Genomic DNA, 18,107 nt, shown 5'->3' with positions numbered 1-18,107 from the left:
AAGATTGAATAAAACACAGTTGCAAGTTTATTATATGGATTTACATATTCATTTAGGTCGAACATTAAAAAATGCACCTGTAAAAATTACTGCCTCCAATCGAATGAATGTCGATTCTGTCATTGAGGAAGCGATCTTTCACAAAGGAATGGACGTCATAGGTTTGATTGATTGTCTTTCTCCTTTGGTACTTAATGAGTTAGAAGATTATATTCAACAAGGAAGGGCTATAGAATTACAAGAAGGTGGTTTACTCGTTGATGGGAAACTAACGATTATTCTTGGAGCTGAAATAGAAGTATATGATCAAAATTGCAAAGGTCCTATTCATGTATTATGTTATTTTCCTTCGCTTAAAAGCATGAGATCGTTCTCCAATTGGTGCCGAATGTATATAAAAAATATCACTTTAAGTACACAAAGGATTTATATTTCAGCAAAAATCCTTCAACAGCGTGTGAAAGATGGAGGTGGGTGGTTCATTCCTGCCCACGTATTTACTCCGTTTAAAAGTGTCTATGGGAAAGGCGTAGATACCTACATGGAAGAGGTGTTTGAAATAAAACAAATCGATGCCGTTGAACTTGGATTGAGTTCAGATACACATATGGCAAGAACACTTCCTGAATTAGATCCATTTCCTTTTTTGACGAATTCAGATGCGCATTCTGTGAAAATGATCGCTCGGGAACATCAAGTTATATTATGTAAAGAGCCATCTTTTATAGAGCTAGGTAAAGTATTGCAAACAAAAAACGAGAGAAAAATACTCAAAAATGTAGGATTAAGCCCAAAATTAGTGAAGTATTATCAAACGGTGTGTGATTTTTGTATTGGTAGTGAAAATAAGTGTGACGATCATGAAAGAAATTCTGTCGTAAAAGGAGTGAGCGATAGAGTTCAAGAATTATCATCGAAACAAAATGGGAAGAATATGATTAACATCCATAGACCAACATATCTTCACCAAGCTCCGTTAGAAATGATTCCAAGCGTAGGGCCAAAAACGATTCAAGATCTTATTAGTCGATTCGGTTCAGAAATGAAAGTGTTACATGAAGTCCCTTCATCGAAACTGAAAGAAGTTGTTTCGAACTCCGCTGTTGAAAAAATTGATTTGATGAGGAAAGGTAAATTGCATATAAGGCCAGGAGGGGGAGGAGTGAAAGGAAAAATTTTATAGATAGTAAGAGAGTGGACACTGTTTATTTTTATCATAGTTTCCATCTTCATTTCATAGACTCTGATAGATACATATTCAGATGATAGAAATGAGGGGCGCGGAATGGGAAAGTCCTATATAAGAAAAAATAAATTGTTATATTACTGGGAAGATAATCGGTCAACATTTATTTTCACTACCGTTTTATTAATTATGGGAGTAGTCTTTGGTTCAATTATAGTAAATAGCATGAGTTTTTCGCAAAAAAATGATTTATATGCTTATTTGACCCTTTTTTTTAGTGAAGTTGAGAAAGGTGAATTTGCAAATGCTAGAGATATATTTACACAAAGTTTTGCCTACTACTCTAAAGTGCTAGGGTTTATCTGGTTCCTAGGTTTATCCATCATAGGATTACCTATTGTATTCATCTTACTTTTTATAAAAGGTCTTACGATTGGATTTACGGTAGGTTTTCTTGTGGATCAAATGGGGTTTGAGGGTTTTTTGTTCGCATTTTCATCTGTTTTCCCTCAAAATATCTTTTTAATTCCGATTTTTATTCTTGTCGCTTCCACAGCAACTTCGTTTTCCATAAAAATATGGAAACAAATTGTAAGCAGAGGACATCAACCAATTTTTCATCAATTTGTATCATATACAATGTTTATCCTTTTAGTTGGCGGAGGACTTGTGATTGTCTCCGCATTTGAGGCTTTGGTTACTCCTGTTGTTATGCAATTTCTTGTAGAGAGGGCTCTTTAAATTATAATGAAAATCAAATTATAATAGTTATAAATAAAATTTTGTAACTATTCTTATTTGACACCTTTTTTTCTCAAAGAGTATAATGAAGTGAGAATAGGTCATTTTTAGAAGAGCGTTAACGAGCTACCGTTCCTTTCGCTTCATTAAAAGAATGTCAAAGGAATATCGACAAGTTAGTTGTAGGGGGAAAACTGATGGAACAACGAATTGAACGTATAAAAAAACAATTGCATTCTCAAAGCTATAAATTGACACCACAACGTGAAGCGACAGTTCGAGTTCTCCTTGAGCATGAGGATGATCACTTGAGTGCGGAAGATGTTTACATGCTTGTGAAAGAAAAGTATCCTGAGATTGGTTTAGCAACGGTATATCGTACTTTAGAGCTTCTTACAGAACTTAAAGTTGTAGACAAAATTAATTTTGGTGATGGAGTATCAAGATACGATTTAAGACAAGAAGGGGCTGCGCATTTCCACCATCATCTTGTTTGCATTGAATGTGGTTCAGTTGATGAAATTCAAGAAGATTTACTTGAGGATGTGGAAAAAGTAGTGGAAGATCGCTGGAACTTTGTTATAAAAGATCATCGATTAACTTTTCATGGCATCTGTCATCGATGTAAATGATTTTAACGTTTAAAATATTAACTAAATGGTTGAAAGCAGCTCATTCGTATCTTTATACAAAGCTGCTTTTTTTGTACGTTTTTAAATGAAAATGAGGAATAATATTTGATAATGTCTCGTTCTTTCATGCGAGAAAAGTTTTCACAAGTTGATTTAAATTGTTCAAAAGAAAGTATACAATGAATATTAGGAAAATATGTATAGAAGACAAAGGCATGGACATATCCTTAAATATCAATAGATTTACACAAAAAGAGGGATGACTATGCAAAGTTATTTTCGTTTTTTTCAAATGATATGGTTATTTTTATTGTTCATGGGGTGCACGTTGCTTTTTTATTATGGTATTCTATGGGTGAGTGACGAATATAAAGAGTACCATCGATATGATGAACCTCAAGGAAGATCTATGAAAGTGGTTTCTCCATCTTCATTAGATGTACAAGAAGAATGGCTACCCATCGAACGTTTACGATTATTTCTTGTTGATGGTGAATAAGTAAAGAAAGGTGGGGCCACTAATTGAAAGAAGAATTGAAAGCGTTTATTCATTATTTAGTAGTGGAGAAAGGCCTAGCTCAAAATTCTACAAAAGCCTATGAGAGAGATTTATCTACTTACATTAGTTATTTAGAAAATGTGGAGAATGTAAAGGCTTTTAATGATGTAAAAAAATCAACGATTCTTTATTTTTTGCATCATTTAAATGATCAAGGTAGAGCGAGTTCAACGATGTCTCGAATGCTATCTTCTATTAGGACTTTTCATCAATTCCTAATTAGAGAAGCGGTTGTCTCACACGACCCTTCCTTGCATATTGAGATGCCTAGACCTGATAAAAATCTACCCAAAATTCTTTCCACAACAGAAGTAGATGCCTTACTTGAGGCAGCAAAAAATCCAACTATGCTAGGAATTAGAAATAAAGCGATGTTTGAATTGCTTTATGCTACTGGAGTGAGAGTGAGTGAACTATGCAGCATGAAACTTTCGGATCTTCACTTACAAATGGGATTTATCCGGTGTCTTGGTAAAGGGAATAAAGAGCGAATTATTCCTATAGGTGAAATTGCCTCTGACGCTTTAGGTTCTTATTTAGAAGAAAGCCGCCCAACTCTAATGAAAAAAAACCATCACGATTTTCTGTTTGTAAATCATCATGGTAGACCGTTAAGTAGACAAGGTTTTTGGAAAGTACTTAAACAATTAGCAAAAGATGCTAAGATAGACAAGAAAGTAACGCCGCATACATTAAGACACTCGTTCGCCACTCATTTATTAGAAAATGGAGCAGACTTGAGAGCTGTACAAGAGATGTTAGGTCATGCGGATATTTCTACAACACAAATATATACCCATGTGACAAAGGTAAGAATGAGAGAAGTGTACTCGAAATACCATCCAAGAGCTTAATTTTTTCGTTGAAGATGTCTGACCTCAGACATCGATGCATGTATCGATTGGTTGGGATGATCTAGGGTATAGTATGACAAAGACCAAAAGAGAACTGAGGAGGAAGAATATGAGTCAAAAGAAATTTAATCGTATTTTTTTAGTAGTTATGGATTCAGTAGGGATTGGAGAAGCACCAGATGCGAAAGCATTTAATGATGAAGGAGCCGATACCCTTGGACATATTGCAGAGAAGATGGATGGTTTGACAATGCCGCATTTGGATCGTTTAGGTTTGACTCAAATTAAACAGTACGAAGGTGGCCAAGAAATCAACGATCCTCAAGCTTATTTTGGAAAAATGGAAGAGTTATCAGTTGGTAAAGATACGATGACAGGACATTGGGAGATCATGGGACTTCATATTGATACGCCATTTAGAACATTCCCAGAGGGATTTCCATCAGAACTAATTCAGGAAATCGAAGAACGGACAGGACGTAAAGTTTTAGGGAATAAACCTGCATCGGGGACGGAAATCCTTGATGAATTAGGGGAAGAACATATGAAAACTGGCGATTTAATTGTTTACACATCAGCAGACTCAGTGCTTCAGATTGCTGCTCATGAAGAAGTGATACCAGCAGAAGAACTTTGGGAAATATGTAAGATGGCTCGTCAACTTACTTTGGATGAAAAATATATGGTCGGACGTGTGATTGCAAGACCGTTTCTTGGACAGCCAGGAAACTGGGAGCGAACAGCGAATCGACATGATTATGCATTGAAACCCTTTGGTAGAACCGTCATGAATGAGTTGAAAGATAGTGGGTATGATTCCATAGGTATTGGGAAAATAGCTGATATTTATGATGGTGAAGGGATTACACAATCACTTCGAACAACCTCTAACATGGATGGCATGGATAAGTTGAATGAAACAATTGCGATGGATTTCAATGGATTAAGTTTTCTTAACTTGGTTGACTTCGATGCGAAGTTTGGTCATCGCCGTGATCCGATTGGATATGGCAATGCTTTGGAGGAATTCGATGCTCGACTGCCTGAGGTGCTAGAAAACCTGAAAGAAGACGATTTGTTAATCATTACAGCTGACCATGGAAATGATCCGATTCACCATGGAACAGATCATACGAGAGAATACGTTCCACTACTTGTTTTTAACAAGGAAATGACGACTGGAAAATCCCTTGGAATTAGAAAATCATTTGCAGATATTGGTGCAACGGTAGCAGATAACTTTAATGTAGCTCTACCGAAATTTGGCACGAGCTTTCTAGAAGAATTGAAATAGGAGATGGTAAAATGATTCATTATGAAATGATTGATGAAGCGAAGAAGTATATCGAAAAAAAACTAAATGCAAAACCGACGATTGGACTTATCCTCGGTTCAGGATTAGGAGTATTAGCAGATGAAATTACTGATCCTGTAGAAATCCCTTACAATGAAATCCCCGGATTCCCAACGTCAACTGTTGCAGGTCATAAAGGACAGTTAGTTGTAGGTGAGCTCCAAGGGAAAACAGTTGTGGCTATGCAAGGTCGCTTTCATTATTATGAAGGTTACTCCATGGATCTTGTGACTTTACCAGTACGAGTTATGAAAGCAATTGGGGTCGAAGAATTGATTGTTACAAATGCTGCTGGAGGAATAAATGAAGACTATAAACCTGGGAATTTAATGATTATTACTGATCACCTAAATATGTTTGGTTCTAATCCGTTGATTGGACCTAATGATGATAGCTTAGGCGTCCGTTTTCCAGATATGTCCACAGCTTATTCAAAGGAATTAGTTGAGTTAGCAAAAAATGTGGCTAATGAAATTAATTTAAACGTTCAACAAGGTGTCTATGTAGGAAATACTGGACCAACGTATGAGACGCCTGCAGAAATTCGAATGTTAAGAGCAATGGGAGGAGATGCCGTCGGTATGTCCACTGTCCCTGAAGTGATCGTCGCTCGACATAGCGATATGAACGTACTTGGAATTTCATGTATTTCCAATATGGCGGCTGGAATTCTAGATCAACCTTTGACTCATGATGAAGTAATGGAAACAACCGAACAAGTCAGAGCAGATTTCCTTCAATTTGTGAAACAAATTGTTGGTAAATTGAATTAAGAGGTGAAATGATGACAACTGTAAAGATGATTCAAGAATCAGCAGAGTGGATAAAACAACAAGCAGAGATGAAACCGATTGTAGGATTAATTTTAGGTTCAGGCTTAGGCGACTTAGCAGATGAAATAGAGAAAGCTGTTTACCTTTCATATGAAAATATCCCGCATTTTCCGACTTCGACGGTTGCAGGGCACAAAGGTCAACTTGTTGTTGGAACATTAGAAGGAATTCCTGTTATGGCTATGCAAGGAAGGTTTCACTTCTATGAAGGTTACTCCATGCAAGAAATAACATTTCCAGTTCGAGTCATGAAAGAACTTGGATGTGAAAGTTTAATTGTTACGAATGCATGTGGAGGAATGAATGAGAATTTTCAACCCGGTGACTTGATGATTATAGATGATCACATTAACTTCACTGGTGGGAACCCACTTATTGGTGAAAATTTAGACGAATATGGTCCTCGTTTTCCTGATATGAGTACAACGTATACACCTGCATTACGAGACCATGCGTTTGAAGCTGCTGAGAAGTTAGGACAAACGATCCAACGAGGTGTATATGCAGCGGTGAGTGGTCCAACTTACATGTCAGGTGCGGAACTAATCATGTTACGAAAATTAGGAGGCGACGTGGTAGGAATGTCGACTGTTCCGGAAGCTATGGTTGCTAGGCACATGTCTATGAATATATTAGGAATTTCTTGTATTACAGATATGGCTATAGGTGAAACAATTGAAGGAATCACCCATCAAGAAGTAATGGAAGTTGCTGCGAAGGCCAAACCAAGATTTAAAGCATTAGTTCGTCATGTCTTGGCATCTGGGGACCGACGTTTGTGGAATCAAAAAGAGGAGGAATAAACGATGAGAATGGTTGATTTGATAGAAAAGAAAAGAAACGGACTTCCTCATTCAAAAGAAGAAATTGAATTTATTATTGAGGGCTATTCAAATGATACGATCCCAGATTATCAAATAAGTGCATGGGCGATGGCAATCTTCTTTAAAGATATGACACAAGATGAAAGAGCTTTCTTAACAGATGCCATCGTTCAATCTGGTGACACAATCGATCTTTCAGCTATTCAAGGGGTAAAAGTTGACAAGCATTCTACTGGTGGAGTGGGAGACACAACCACATTAGTGCTAGCTCCTTTAGTAGCTAGTGTTGGTGTACCCGTTGCTAAAATGAGTGGTAGAGGGTTAGGGCACACTGGTGGAACGATTGATAAACTAGAGGCAATTCCTGGATTTAGTGTAGAGATTAGCAACCAACGATTTATTGATTTAGTGAATACAAATAAAGCAGCTGTTATCGGTCAGACGCAAAATTTAACACCGGCAGATAAAAAGCTCTATGGATTGAGAGACGTGACAGCAACGGTGAACTCGATCCCACTTATTGCTAGTTCCATTATGAGTAAAAAAATTGCTTCTGGCGCCGATGCTATCGTTTTAGATGTTAAAACAGGCGCTGGAGCATTCATGAAAGAATTATCAGAATCAAAAGAATTAGCAGAGGCCATGGTGAGAATAGGTAACAACTTAGGTCGACAAACGTCCGCGGTCATTTCTGATATGAGTCAACCTCTTGGTTATATGATTGGAAATGCTTTGGAAGTAAAAGAAGCGATCGATACACTAAAAGGAAACGGACCAGAAGACTTAACCGAACTATGTATGACGTTAGGAAGTCATATGATCGTCTTAGCGAAAAAAGCAGAAACACTTGCAGAAGCAAAAGAAATGTTACAAGAGGCGGTTGCTTCAGGAAAAGCTTTAGAACATTTCAAGCTATTTATTGAGTCTCAAAACGGTGATTCATCTGTGATTGACGATCCTGAAAGGCTTCCAACTGCAGAATATAAAGTTGATATTTTATCAGAAAATGATGGATTTGTCTCTGGGATTGTTGCAGACCAAATTGGAACCGCAGCGATGCTTCTAGGAGCTGGTCGTGCAACAAAAACGTCTGTCATTGATTTAGCAGTTGGAATTGAATTAAAAAAGAAAATCGGGGACAAAGTGAAAACTGGGGAACCAATTGCAACCATTTATGCAAATCAAGAAGATATAGAAGCTTCCAAGCAAAAAATATTGTCTTCTTATGAAATTACATCAACGGAAGTGAAAGCTCCTACATTGATATACGATGTGATCTCTTAAATGAAGGCTACCTTGAAAGTGTTAAAATGATATAAAAAAGTTGTTTCTACTACATAAAGTAGAGGCAGCTTTTTTTTTGTGTCAAAAAAGTTATATTTTCTAACTTTTGACCTTTACTAAGAATAAATAAGGATTGGATTGGAGAAAATAAAGAGAACTTAGATGAAGATCACCGGAGGGATATGAATTGAAAAATGTTATTTTTGTTTGCTTAACCATTCTAGTATTTATCTACCAAACCCCATTTGCTCAAGCTAATGATGAAGAAGAGAGTCAAGAATTTGCCGATGAAGCTACTTCGGCTATATTAATGGAAAGGGATACTGGTTCTGTCCTTTTTGAAAAGAATAGTCAAGAGACTCTACCCCCAGCTAGTATGACAAAAGTGATGACAATGCTATTAATTATGGAAGCAATTGAAAAAGGAGAGTTGTCATGGGATGACAATGTGCGCACGAGTGAAAGAGCAGCATCAATGGGAGGATCACAGATTTTTTTAGAACCAGGGGAGGAAATGACAGTAAAAGAAATGATGAAGGGGATTGCTATTGCATCTGGTAATGATGCGTCTGTCGCAATGGCAGAACATTTAGCCGGATCAGAAAAAGAATTTGTAAATCAAATGAATGAAAAAGTGAACGAATTAGGATTGAAAAATACAAACTTCGTCAATTCCAATGGATTACCTGCAGAAGATCACTATTCTTCCGCATATGATTTAGCTCAAATTGGAAAAGAATTATTGCACCATGAAGAAATCACCGAATTTACAAGTCTTTACGAAGATTATTTAAGAGAAGATACAGACGATCCATTTTGGCTTGTTAATACGAATAAACTTGTCAAATTTTATCCTGGAGTAGATGGTTTAAAGACAGGATATACAAGTGAAGCGAAATACTGCCTAACTGCAAGTGCAAATAAAGATGGGATGAGAATGATTGCCGTTGTTATGGGAGCACCTTCACCTAAAACACGAAACAATCAAATTAGTGAAATGTTTGATTATGCCTATAGTCAATTTAAGCTTCATACCATTTATCAAACTTCTGATGTACTAGGAAAAGCGAGAGTAGATAAAGGTGAAGAAAAAGAAGTGGATGTGACGATGGAAGAACCTCTGTCAATCCTTTTGAAGAAAGGAGAAAATATCGATGGCATGACAGAGAAATTAACGATTAGCGATGAGGTAAAAGCACCAGTGCAACAAGGTGACTACTTAGGGAAGGTTGAATTAGAAAAAGACGGTAAAGTGATCATTTCAAATGATTTAGTTGCATCGGAATCAATCGATCAAGCATCAATATGGAAGTTAATGAAACGAACATCTGCTGTTTTATTTGGTGATGTATCATAAAATAATATCGAATGAAAACTCCTTTTGGCGAAAAGGCACTAGTTTTGTTTTAGAGAAGGAAATTTACAAATTGACAAGGAATTAGTTGAGCGTAGCCGTCGTTTCCATGGAGAGGGAAACTGTGGGGAATGAACTTATATTAAAGGAGTGAAACGTCATGAGCTTATTAATTGATTTGGAAAAAAAGGAAGAAGTTTTATGCGTAAGGCTTGTTGGTGAATTGGATCATCATACTGCAATAAAATTGCGAGAAAGAGTAGATGAAGCACTATCTGAACAACATTTGACACATGTACTGTTGAATTTAGAAAAATTAACATTTATGGATAGTTCAGGACTTGGCGTAGTGTTAGGTAGATATAAGAAGGTTCATTCCATTGGTGGCGAATTAGTTATCTGTTCTTTATCACCTCAAGTAAAACGGCTGTTTGAGCTTTCAGGCTTGTTTAAAATAGTAACGTTTGCTACGAATGAAAGAGAAGCATTGTTGAATTTGGGGGTGGCGTCATGAAAAATCGAATGGAGCTATCCTTTTCAGCGAAAAGTTCGAATGAATCATTCGCAAGAGTATCAGTAGGTGCATTTGTAACACAATTAGATCCAACTCTTGATGAATTAACGGAAATAAAAACAGTAGTAAGTGAGGCTGTTACGAATGCTATTATTCACGGATATGGTGAAAATGACGATGGATTAGTTAATATAGAAGTTGAGCTAATCAATGAAACTGTTCATCTAGTTATTCGAGATGAAGGTCGTGGTATAGAAGACTTAGATGAAGCGAGACAACCACTATATACTTCGAAACCAGAGTTAGAACGAAGTGGAATGGGCTTTACGATCATGGAAAATTTCATGGATAATGTTCAAGTTGATTCAGAACCGATGACAGGAACAACCTTGACCTTAGTGAAGCGACTCTCAAAGCAAAAAGCTTTATGTAATTGAGGGTAGCCTATGACGAATTTGGATTATAAAAAAGAAAAACAGAAGCATTTACAAGACGATGAAGTTAAAAGATTGATAGCTATTGCACAGAAGGGCGATTTAGACGCTAGAAATAGAATCGTCAAACACAATACAAGACTTGTATGGTCTGTTGTGCAAAGATTTATGAATCGAGGGTATGATCAGGAGGATTTATTTCAAATAGGTTGTATTGGTTTAATCAAGTCTGTTGATAAATTTGACTTAAGTTATGAAGTGAAATTTTCAACATATGCCGTCCCAATGATAATTGGAGAAATACAGCGTTTTCTAAGGGATGATGGAACGGTAAAAGTAAGTCGGTCTATTAAAGAAACCGGTAATCATATTAGAAAAATGAATGATGAATTATCAAAAACACTAGGTAGAGTTCCTACCATTCAAGAAATTGCTCAAAAATTAGATATATCACCAGAAGAGGTCGTTTTTGCACAAGAAGCCAGTCGACAACTAGCATCTATTCATGAAACAGTATATGAAAATGACGGTGATCCAATAACAATCCTTGACCAAATTTCAAATAAAGAAGATGGGAAATGGTTTGAAAGAATTGCATTAAGAGATGAAATCGATAAGCTCAATGAAAGAGAAAAACTTATTATCTATCTGCGATATTATAAAGATCAGACTCAATCACAAGTAGCTGATCGTTTAGGGATTTCTCAAGTACAAGTATCTCGATTAGAGAAGAAAATTTTAAATCAGTTAAAAGAACAACTCAACGAATGATGTTGAGTTGTTTTTTTTGTATTGTTTTCCAATGTTTCACTCATACTAAGTTCGTACGAACGTTATAGTTAAGACGAAAAAAGGTGAATATATGACAGCAAGGAAAAAAGTTATCTTCATTACAGATGGCGATGATTCAGCCGTAAATGCAGTGAAAGTTGCTGCTGATACCCTTCAATGTTATTTTCTATCTTTATCCAAAGGGAATCCAAGTTTTGTTAAGACTGAGGTTTTAATAAAAAAAATTATGGAGGCACCTTTGGAGCCGGTTATTATTTTATTTGATGATGCAGGGTTTCCAGGCACAGGACCTGGTGAAAAGCGAATGAAAGAAGTTGCTAACTCCCCATTTATATACGTACTAGGGATCATTGCCGTTGCAGCCCATTCAGACACGAACGACTGGACAAACGTTGATATATGTGTCGATCGGTTTGGTGAAATTACTGAGTACGGAGTGGATAAAGCTGGAATTAAAGAAACAGTAGTAAAAAGAATTAGAGGGGATACGGTAGATCTGTTAAATGTTCATGATGAACCAATCATTATTGGGATTGGAGATGTAGGGAAAATGGGAGGGTTTGACGACTTTGAAGTGGGAGCACCTATCACAAAAAAAGCTATTCAAATAATAATGGAAAGGAGCGGTCTTCGTGAGCCACCAAGATGAAACAAAGATTGACCATCCTATTTCAGGAGATATACATGAAAATGAACGTATAATAAAAAAAAGAGTGGGGATTGGCACCAGTTTTGATGTCGACGTACGAAAAATATATGTTTTTGATAAAGAAATACAATTTTATTTTGTGAATGGTTTATGTGATATTCAATATATTATTGAATTATTGAAGGAATTAATGTTCTTAGATGCTGTTGAACGAAAAGAATCCAGTGTCAAAGATCAAATTGTGAACCGACTCACTCATGTGCAAGTGGAGGAAACGGATACATTAGATAAAGCGATTACTCAAATGTTGTCTGGATTAATTTTCATCCTCATAGAAGGTGAGTCTGAAGCGCTTATAGTGGATGTTAGAAGTTATCCAGGTCGAGGTCCTGAAGAACCAGACACAGAGAAGGTTGTCAGAGGTAGTCGTGACGGATATACTGAAAACATCATTGAGAATACGGCGTTAACGAGAAGGAGAATTCGTGACGAACGATTACGGAATGAAATTATGCAAGTAGGGCGTCGCTCAAAGACCGACTTAAGTCTATCTTATATTGAAGGTGTTGCAGACCCTGATCTTGTCGAAATCATTCGTAAAGAATTAGAAGCAATCGATATAGACGGCCTAACGATGGCTGATAAAGAAGTGGAAGAATTTATAGTTAAACAAGGACTTAATCCTTTTCCGATGGTTCGCTATACGGAAAGACCAGATGTGGCCGCTACTCATCTTTTAGAAGGCCATGTTATTCTATTCGTTGATGCTTCCCCAAGTGTTATCATTTTTCCAGCAACATTTTTTCATCATGTGCAACATGCAGAAGAATACCGGCAAGCACCAATAGCTGGTACGTTTTTTCGCTGGGTCCGCTTTTCTGGAATGCTGTTTGCTTTGTTTATCTTACCTTTATGGTTATTGCTAGTTCAACAACCAGAATTACTTCCTGAAACTTTGGAATTTATTGGGCCTGAAGACGATGATTTTACTGTTCCTATTTTTTTACAAATCATTTTTGCGGAAATTGGTATTGAGCTTTTGAGGATGGCAGCAATACACACACCTTCGCCTTTAGCCACAGCGCTAGGACTTGTTGCTGCATTGTTAATAGGAGAAATAGCTATCGAAGTTGGTTTGTTTGTTTCTGAGGTTATTCTCTATGTTGCATTAGGTGCAATTGGAATGTTCGCGACTCCAAGTTATGAATTAGGAGTTGCATTAAAGATGCTTCGACTTGCTTTAATCATTTTAGTTGCGTTATTTAATGTTCCTGGTTTTGTAATTGGAACAACCGTTTTATTCATCTTGCTTGTTCAATCAAAGGCTTTAAATGCGCCTTATCTGTGGCCTTTTCTACCTTTCTATCCAAAAGCATTTGTAGATATTCTCATTAGACGTGCGATTCCAATTAAACGTAAGAGACCTAGCATTGTGCATCCCAAAAATATCATAAGACAAAGCAATACGTAACTGATTCGGATAAATAATAAAACATGAAAACAAATCTTTTTTATTGATAATACTTCATTCATTCTCTATAATAGTGGACGTTGCAATTATTGTAGAAGACAGTTGCAGGATGATGAAGAGTATGATATTGTTTAAAAAAACTAATTTAACTAAAATAGAACGAACAATAGGTAGAGGTGCAAAAAGAATCAGTACATAGCTTGAGTGTAAGGAAGCGATGAGAGCTATAGAAAGGTCAATTTGCCGAAGTAACTAAAGGTTCCTTCCTTTAGTAAACTGGGGGGTAGTTGAATAAACTACTCACTGTCACTGCAATATGTAGTGGAGCACTATCCTGATGGATTGCCAAGATGGCCCAAAAGGGAAATGAGTGTGTTTCACATTCATTTCCCTTTTTGCATTTAACAGTTTAGTTTATCTATCGAAGAGATGTTTAACATAGTAGGTTACAAGGAGTGAGCGATAATGGGATTGTATGGAACAAGCGAAGTGAATAACGACGGTCATTTAACCATTGGAGGGGTTAACGTCAATACGTTAGCCGATCAATATGGAACACCGTTATATGTATATGATGTAAAAGACATCCGTAATAGAGCTAAAGAGTTTCAAGAAGCCTTTGATAAACAACAGGTTCAGTATCAAGTGGCATATGCGAGTAAAGCATTTAGTTGTATTGCTATGATTGAATTAGCAGATGAATTAGGTCTCAGTTTAGACGTTTGTTCAGGTGGAGAACTGTATACAGCTTTAGAAGCAAATTTCCCCGTTGATAGAATCCATTTTCATGGAAATAATAAAACACCAGATGAGCTTGAAATGGCTGTGAAAGAGAAAATTGGATGTATTGTCGTTGATAATTTCACAGAGTTATCATGGCTTATGGCTATGACAGAATCCATGAAAACAGAAATGGATGTATTAATTCGGATTACTCCAGGAGTAGAAGCGCATACTCACGACTATATTTCAACGGGGCAAGAAGACTCTAAGTTTGGTTTTGATTTAAATAGTGGCCAAGCTAGAAAAGCAATAAAAATGATTTTAACTCATTCATATTTAAACCTTAAAGGTGTTCATTCTCATATTGGCTCGCAAATTTTTAAAGCAGAAGGATTTCAAGAAGCGGTTAAAGCAATTTATTTATCGTTAGCTGAATGGAAACAAGAACTAGATTATTACCCTGAAGTCTTAAATGTTGGGGGAGGATTTGGAATACGATATGGAGAGCATGATCATCCACTACCATTACACGTGTATATAGATAAAATGGTAGAATCAGCAAAAGAAGAATCTGAAAAGTTAAATATGCCATTACCAGAAATTTGGATTGAACCAGGTCGAGCTTTAGTTGGTGAAGCAGGAACGACGTTATATCGGATTGGCTCCAGAAAAGATATACCAGATTTAAGAACATATATTTCGGTTGATGGAGGTATGACAGATAATATTCGTCCTGCTTTGTATCAAGCAGAATACGAAGCAATTATAGCAAACAAAGCGGATCAAGATAAAACAGAAGTTGTCTCCATAGCAGGGAAGTGTTGCGAAAGTGGGGATATGCTTATATGGGACCTGGCACTTCCACCTGTTGTTCAAGGCGATTTGTTGGCCGTTTCCTCTACAGGTGCTTACGGTTATTCCATGGCAAATAATTATAATAGGATCTTAAGACCTGCAGTTGTTTTTGTGGAGAATGGTGAGCATACATTAGTCATTGAAAGAGAAACATTTCAAGATTTAACAAGGCATGAACGTTCGTATAAAAACGTTTCAATCAGGCAAGAATCTAATACTGTTACAAAAGAAGGATAATTTGAAGGAAACAAAACAAGCATTCGTTTTGTTTCCTTCTTTGCTCAAGTCGTGTAAAATAGTAAAAGTGTACAATACATAATGAAAAAAATGGAGGTAATGAATATGAAAAAAGGTGAAATTAAGTTTGAAAACGGCGAGAAAGTGGTTATAGACTTTTTTGCAGATGAAGCACCAGGAACAGTTGCTAACTTTGAAAAATTAGCTAATGATGGATTTTACAATGGATTATCTTTCCACCGTGTCATTCCAGGTTTTGTTGCCCAAGGAGGTTGTCCAACTGGTAATGGAACGGGTGGACCAGGGTATTCCATTAAATGTGAAACGAAAGGAAACCCTCATAAACATGAAAAGGGAAGCCTCTCTATGGCCCATGCAGGGAAAGATACAGGAGGAAGTCAATTTTTCTTAGTACTTGAACCTCAGCCTCATTTAGATGGTGTTCATACTGTATTTGGTAAGGTTACGGAAGGTGTCGACATTCTACCGAGGATTAAAGCGGGAGATACAATGCAAGAAGTGACTGTATACGAAGCATAATTTTTCATTTAAACGTCTGAAATGTTCATATTTCAGACGTTTTTTTTGAGCAAATTTAAAAACTTTTGTATTTTCTTGTGATATAATAAACAAAATGAATAAACCGTTCCTTCGGGGTAGGGTGAAATTCCCAACCGGCGGTGATAAGGCAAAGCCTTTAAGTCCGTGACCCGGTGCTACTTTTAGCAACGGTGGATTTGGTGAAACTCCAAAGCCGACAGTAAAGTCTGGATGGGAGAAGGATATGACGGTAAAAAAGATGATAGATGACATAGGGAACGTGTGTGAAATCTTCACGTATTCTGAGACATCTGTTTCACAGATCGAAAGCAATATTGGATTTTTCTGTGAAAAATTAGCATCTTGTTTTGCACAAATCATATTCTGCAACTATGTCCTGAAGGGTGTTTCCCTTTAGGTTTTTTTGTTTTTATAAAACATACGAAAATGACGCTGATCAAAAGCAAAAAATAAAAGTTTGCTACTGCGTTTTCATATTTAGAGGAGGGTTCGATGAATAACCACTATATGGAGCTAGCTATAAAAATGGCTAAAGAAACAATAGGACAAACATCTCCGAACCCCGTTGTAGGCTGTGTTATTGTCAACAATGGTGAAATTGTCGGTTTAGGTGCGCATTTAAAAGCAGGCCATGAGCATGCTGAACGTCACGCTCTTCAAATGGCTGAAGAAAAAGCAAGGGGAGCTACGATGTATGTGACATTAGAACCGTGTTCACACCATGGTAGAACACCACCATGCGCTGATGCAGTTATTGAAGCAGGTATATCAAAAGTGTATATCGCATCGACAGACCCTAATCCCCAAGTGGCAGGGCAAGGCATTGAACGAATGAGAAAAGCAGGAATTGCGGTCACATTAGGGATAATGCAAAAAGAAGCAGATGAGCTTAACCGAGTGTTTTTTCATTATATGAAACACTCAAAACCATATGTAACCTTGAAAATGGCCACGAGTATTGATGGCAAAATTGCTACATCATCTGGTGAAAGCAAATGGATTACTGGAGATGAAGCAAGAGAAGATGGACATCGTTTAAGACATAAGCACGATGCTATACTTGTTGGAGTTGATACGGTTATTCAAGATGACCCAACATTAACAACGAGATTAGAACAAGGTGGTAAGAACCCTATTCGAATAGTGATGGACCGAACGCTTCGAACGCCATTGAACGCAAAGTTAGTCACTGATAACCAAGCTTCAACATGGATCGTTACTACTCGATCTGCTCATAAACAAAAAAAACGAGAGTTAGAAGACCTAGGTGTAGAAATCATTGTCATGGATGATGACATGATTTCGATTTCATCGATGTTAACGTTATTAGCAGAAAAAGACATCACATCTTTACTAGTTGAAGGTGGAGGACAAATAAATGATAGCTTTCTTCGCTCTAATAATTTCCAAAGTGTTGTGAAATACATGGCTCCAATATTGATCGGAGGGGAAAACGCCCGTTCATCTTTTTCCGGTAATGGTATAACAAACTTAAACGAAGCACCAAGGTTGGAAATTAAATCAATGGAACGAATAGGTGATGATGTGAAATTTGTATTTTATAAAGAGGGGGAAAAATAATGTTCACCGGTATCGTTGAAGAAAAAGGAACCGTTCAACACATACAACAAACAGGTGATGCAATAAAGATGACAATCTTGGCATCGAAAATTCTATCTGATGTTCAGTTAGGAGATAGTATTGCAATTAACGGTGTTTGTTTAACGGTAACGACGTTTGATCATCATTCGTTTACAGTGGACTTGATGCCTGAAACCGTTAGAAATACAAGCTTACGAGACCTGCAAGTACGTTCTGAAGTTAACTTAGAACGTGCCATGTCAGCAAAAGGACGATTTGGTGGTCACTTTGTTACCGGGCATGTGGATGGAACAGGTGTCATAAAGTCAAAACGAACAGAGCATAATGCCATCTACTATGAAATAGGAGTTGGCAAAGACTTAAGGAAGTACATGATGATGAAAGGCAGTGTTGCTGTTGATGGAACAAGCTTAACCATCTTTGGATTAACACATGATACATTTACAATTTCTCTTATTCCTCATACTGTTCAAGAAACAGTAATTGGTAAAAAAGGTCCTGGAGAAATTGTCAATATTGAATGCGACATGTTGACAAAATATATTGAAGAATTAATGATGCATCGTTTCTCTTCAGATGAAGTATCATCTGAAAAAATGACTGAAAGTTTTCTAAAAGAACATGGGTTTAAATAACGAAAGGGGTTCA

At 36.9% G+C, this 18,107-nt stretch carries 19 protein-coding genes and 2 riboswitches; all 19 genes read left to right on the top strand.

The window, feature by feature from the left end:
• Positions 1–4: 4 nt before the first annotated feature.
• The 19 genes from QDN89_RS01510 (at position 5) to ribE (ending at position 18,094) form a co-directional block, all read left to right on the top strand.
• Positions 5–1,183 carry an endonuclease Q family protein gene (locus QDN89_RS01510; protein WP_342394362.1) on the top strand — a complete coding sequence of 393 codons (1,179 nt, stop codon included), beginning with the start codon at positions 5–7 and terminating at the stop codon, positions 1,181–1,183.
• Positions 1,184–1,285: 102 nt separating this feature from the next.
• Entirely contained in the window at positions 1,286–1,927 is a 642-nt protein-coding gene (gene spoIIM, locus QDN89_RS01505; protein WP_280768313.1) for a stage II sporulation protein M, read from the top strand.
• Between the two features lie 197 nt (positions 1,928–2,124).
• Positions 2,125–2,559 (top strand): ferric iron uptake transcriptional regulator, encoded by a 435-nt coding sequence (gene fur, locus QDN89_RS01500; RefSeq protein ID WP_280768312.1) that lies wholly within the window; start codon positions 2,125–2,127, stop codon positions 2,557–2,559.
• A 265-nt stretch (positions 2,560–2,824) separates the two neighbouring features.
• Positions 2,825–3,058 carry a YqzK family protein gene (locus tag QDN89_RS01495; protein WP_280768311.1) on the top strand — a complete coding sequence of 78 codons (234 nt, stop codon included), beginning with the start codon at positions 2,825–2,827 and terminating at the stop codon, positions 3,056–3,058.
• 23 nt (positions 3,059–3,081) lie between these two features.
• Complete coding sequence (gene xerD / locus QDN89_RS01490) at positions 3,082–3,972, top strand: site-specific tyrosine recombinase XerD (RefSeq protein ID WP_280768310.1); 891 nt, start codon at positions 3,082–3,084, stop codon at positions 3,970–3,972.
• 109 nt (positions 3,973–4,081) lie between these two features.
• Positions 4,082–5,266 carry a phosphopentomutase gene (gene deoB / locus QDN89_RS01485; RefSeq protein ID WP_280768309.1) on the top strand — a complete coding sequence of 395 codons (1,185 nt, stop codon included), beginning with the start codon at positions 4,082–4,084 and terminating at the stop codon, positions 5,264–5,266.
• Positions 5,267–5,292: 26 nt separating this feature from the next.
• Positions 5,293–6,099, top strand: a complete 807-nt coding sequence (locus QDN89_RS01480; RefSeq protein WP_425335368.1) for a purine-nucleoside phosphorylase — start codon at positions 5,293–5,295, stop codon at positions 6,097–6,099.
• Between the two features lie 8 nt (positions 6,100–6,107).
• Positions 6,108–6,962 carry a purine-nucleoside phosphorylase gene (locus tag QDN89_RS01475; protein ID WP_425335359.1) on the top strand — a complete coding sequence of 285 codons (855 nt, stop codon included), beginning with the start codon at positions 6,108–6,110 and terminating at the stop codon, positions 6,960–6,962.
• A gap of 3 nt (positions 6,963–6,965) precedes the next feature.
• A complete protein-coding gene (locus QDN89_RS01470) occupies positions 6,966–8,267 on the top strand; it encodes a pyrimidine-nucleoside phosphorylase (protein WP_280768307.1) in 1,302 nt (433 codons plus the stop codon).
• A 187-nt stretch (positions 8,268–8,454) separates the two neighbouring features.
• A complete protein-coding gene (locus QDN89_RS01465; RefSeq protein WP_280768306.1) occupies positions 8,455–9,624 on the top strand; it encodes a D-alanyl-D-alanine carboxypeptidase family protein in 1,170 nt (389 codons plus the stop codon).
• A 157-nt stretch (positions 9,625–9,781) separates the two neighbouring features.
• A complete protein-coding gene (gene spoIIAA / locus QDN89_RS01460) occupies positions 9,782–10,135 on the top strand; it encodes an anti-sigma F factor antagonist (RefSeq protein ID WP_280768305.1) in 354 nt (117 codons plus the stop codon).
• Positions 10,132–10,572, top strand: coding sequence for an anti-sigma F factor (gene spoIIAB / locus QDN89_RS01455; RefSeq protein ID WP_280768304.1), 441 nt, complete (start codon positions 10,132–10,134; stop codon positions 10,570–10,572). Before spoIIAA ends, spoIIAB begins: the two co-directional genes overlap by 4 nt.
• 9 nt (positions 10,573–10,581) lie before the next feature.
• Positions 10,582–11,340 carry an RNA polymerase sporulation sigma factor SigF gene (gene sigF, locus QDN89_RS01450; protein WP_280768303.1) on the top strand — a complete coding sequence of 253 codons (759 nt, stop codon included), beginning with the start codon at positions 10,582–10,584 and terminating at the stop codon, positions 11,338–11,340.
• Positions 11,341–11,431: 91 nt separating this feature from the next.
• Positions 11,432–12,010, top strand: coding sequence for a stage V sporulation protein SpoVABEA (spoVAEA, locus tag QDN89_RS01445; protein WP_280768302.1), 579 nt, complete (start codon positions 11,432–11,434; stop codon positions 12,008–12,010).
• Complete coding sequence (locus QDN89_RS01440) at positions 11,994–13,481, top strand: spore germination protein (RefSeq protein ID WP_280768301.1); 1,488 nt, start codon at positions 11,994–11,996, stop codon at positions 13,479–13,481. Before spoVAEA ends, QDN89_RS01440 begins: the two co-directional genes overlap by 17 nt.
• 163 nt (positions 13,482–13,644) lie before the next feature.
• A riboswitch (Lysine riboswitch) is annotated at positions 13,645–13,821 on the top strand.
• Between the two features lie 125 nt (positions 13,822–13,946).
• A complete protein-coding gene (gene lysA / locus QDN89_RS01435) occupies positions 13,947–15,296 on the top strand; it encodes a diaminopimelate decarboxylase (RefSeq protein ID WP_280768300.1) in 1,350 nt (449 codons plus the stop codon).
• 105 nt (positions 15,297–15,401) lie between these two features.
• The gene (locus QDN89_RS01430; RefSeq protein ID WP_280768299.1) at positions 15,402–15,836 is read left to right on the top strand and encodes a peptidylprolyl isomerase; all 435 of its coding nucleotides are present in this window, start codon (positions 15,402–15,404) and stop codon (positions 15,834–15,836) included.
• Between the two features lie 103 nt (positions 15,837–15,939).
• A riboswitch (FMN riboswitch) is annotated at positions 15,940–16,083 on the top strand.
• Positions 16,084–16,349: 266 nt separating this feature from the next.
• On the top strand, positions 16,350–17,438 hold the full coding sequence (gene ribD, locus QDN89_RS01425; protein ID WP_280768298.1) for a bifunctional diaminohydroxyphosphoribosylaminopyrimidine deaminase/5-amino-6-(5-phosphoribosylamino)uracil reductase RibD: 1,089 nt from the start codon (positions 16,350–16,352) through the stop codon (positions 17,436–17,438).
• On the top strand, positions 17,438–18,094 hold the full coding sequence (gene ribE, locus QDN89_RS01420) for a riboflavin synthase (RefSeq protein WP_280768297.1): 657 nt from the start codon (positions 17,438–17,440) through the stop codon (positions 18,092–18,094). Before ribD ends, ribE begins: the two co-directional genes overlap by 1 nt.
• The last annotated feature ends 13 nt before the right edge of the window (positions 18,095–18,107 follow it).

The sequence above is a fragment of the Salipaludibacillus daqingensis genome (assembly GCF_029891575.1).
Taxonomy (GTDB): Bacteria; Bacillota; Bacilli; order Bacillales; family Salisediminibacteriaceae; genus Salipaludibacillus; species Salipaludibacillus daqingensis.
This window is presented reverse-complemented; position numbering and strand designations above follow the sequence as displayed.

Coding starts and splice junctions, on each gene's coding strand:
- spoIIM (WP_280768313.1), top strand. CDS start 1,286: ATGGGAAAGTCCTATATAAGAAAAAATAAATTGTTATATTACTGGGAA.
- fur (WP_280768312.1), top strand. CDS start 2,125: ATGGAACAACGAATTGAACGTATAAAAAAACAATTGCATTCTCAAAGC.
- QDN89_RS01495 (WP_280768311.1), top strand. CDS start 2,825: ATGCAAAGTTATTTTCGTTTTTTTCAAATGATATGGTTATTTTTATTG.
- deoB (WP_280768309.1), top strand. CDS start 4,082: ATGAGTCAAAAGAAATTTAATCGTATTTTTTTAGTAGTTATGGATTCA.
- QDN89_RS01480 (WP_425335368.1), top strand. CDS start 5,293: ATGATTGATGAAGCGAAGAAGTATATCGAAAAAAAACTAAATGCAAAA.
- QDN89_RS01475 (WP_425335359.1), top strand. CDS start 6,108: ATGATGACAACTGTAAAGATGATTCAAGAATCAGCAGAGTGGATAAAA.
- QDN89_RS01470 (WP_280768307.1), top strand. CDS start 6,966: ATGAGAATGGTTGATTTGATAGAAAAGAAAAGAAACGGACTTCCTCAT.
- spoIIAA (WP_280768305.1), top strand. CDS start 9,782: ATGAGCTTATTAATTGATTTGGAAAAAAAGGAAGAAGTTTTATGCGTA.
- spoIIAB (WP_280768304.1), top strand. CDS start 10,132: ATGAAAAATCGAATGGAGCTATCCTTTTCAGCGAAAAGTTCGAATGAA.
- sigF (WP_280768303.1), top strand. CDS start 10,582: ATGACGAATTTGGATTATAAAAAAGAAAAACAGAAGCATTTACAAGAC.
- spoVAEA (WP_280768302.1), top strand. CDS start 11,432: ATGACAGCAAGGAAAAAAGTTATCTTCATTACAGATGGCGATGATTCA.
- lysA (WP_280768300.1), top strand. CDS start 13,947: ATGGGATTGTATGGAACAAGCGAAGTGAATAACGACGGTCATTTAACC.
- QDN89_RS01430 (WP_280768299.1), top strand. CDS start 15,402: ATGAAAAAAGGTGAAATTAAGTTTGAAAACGGCGAGAAAGTGGTTATA.
- ribD (WP_280768298.1), top strand. CDS start 16,350: ATGAATAACCACTATATGGAGCTAGCTATAAAAATGGCTAAAGAAACA.
- ribE (WP_280768297.1), top strand. CDS start 17,438: ATGTTCACCGGTATCGTTGAAGAAAAAGGAACCGTTCAACACATACAA.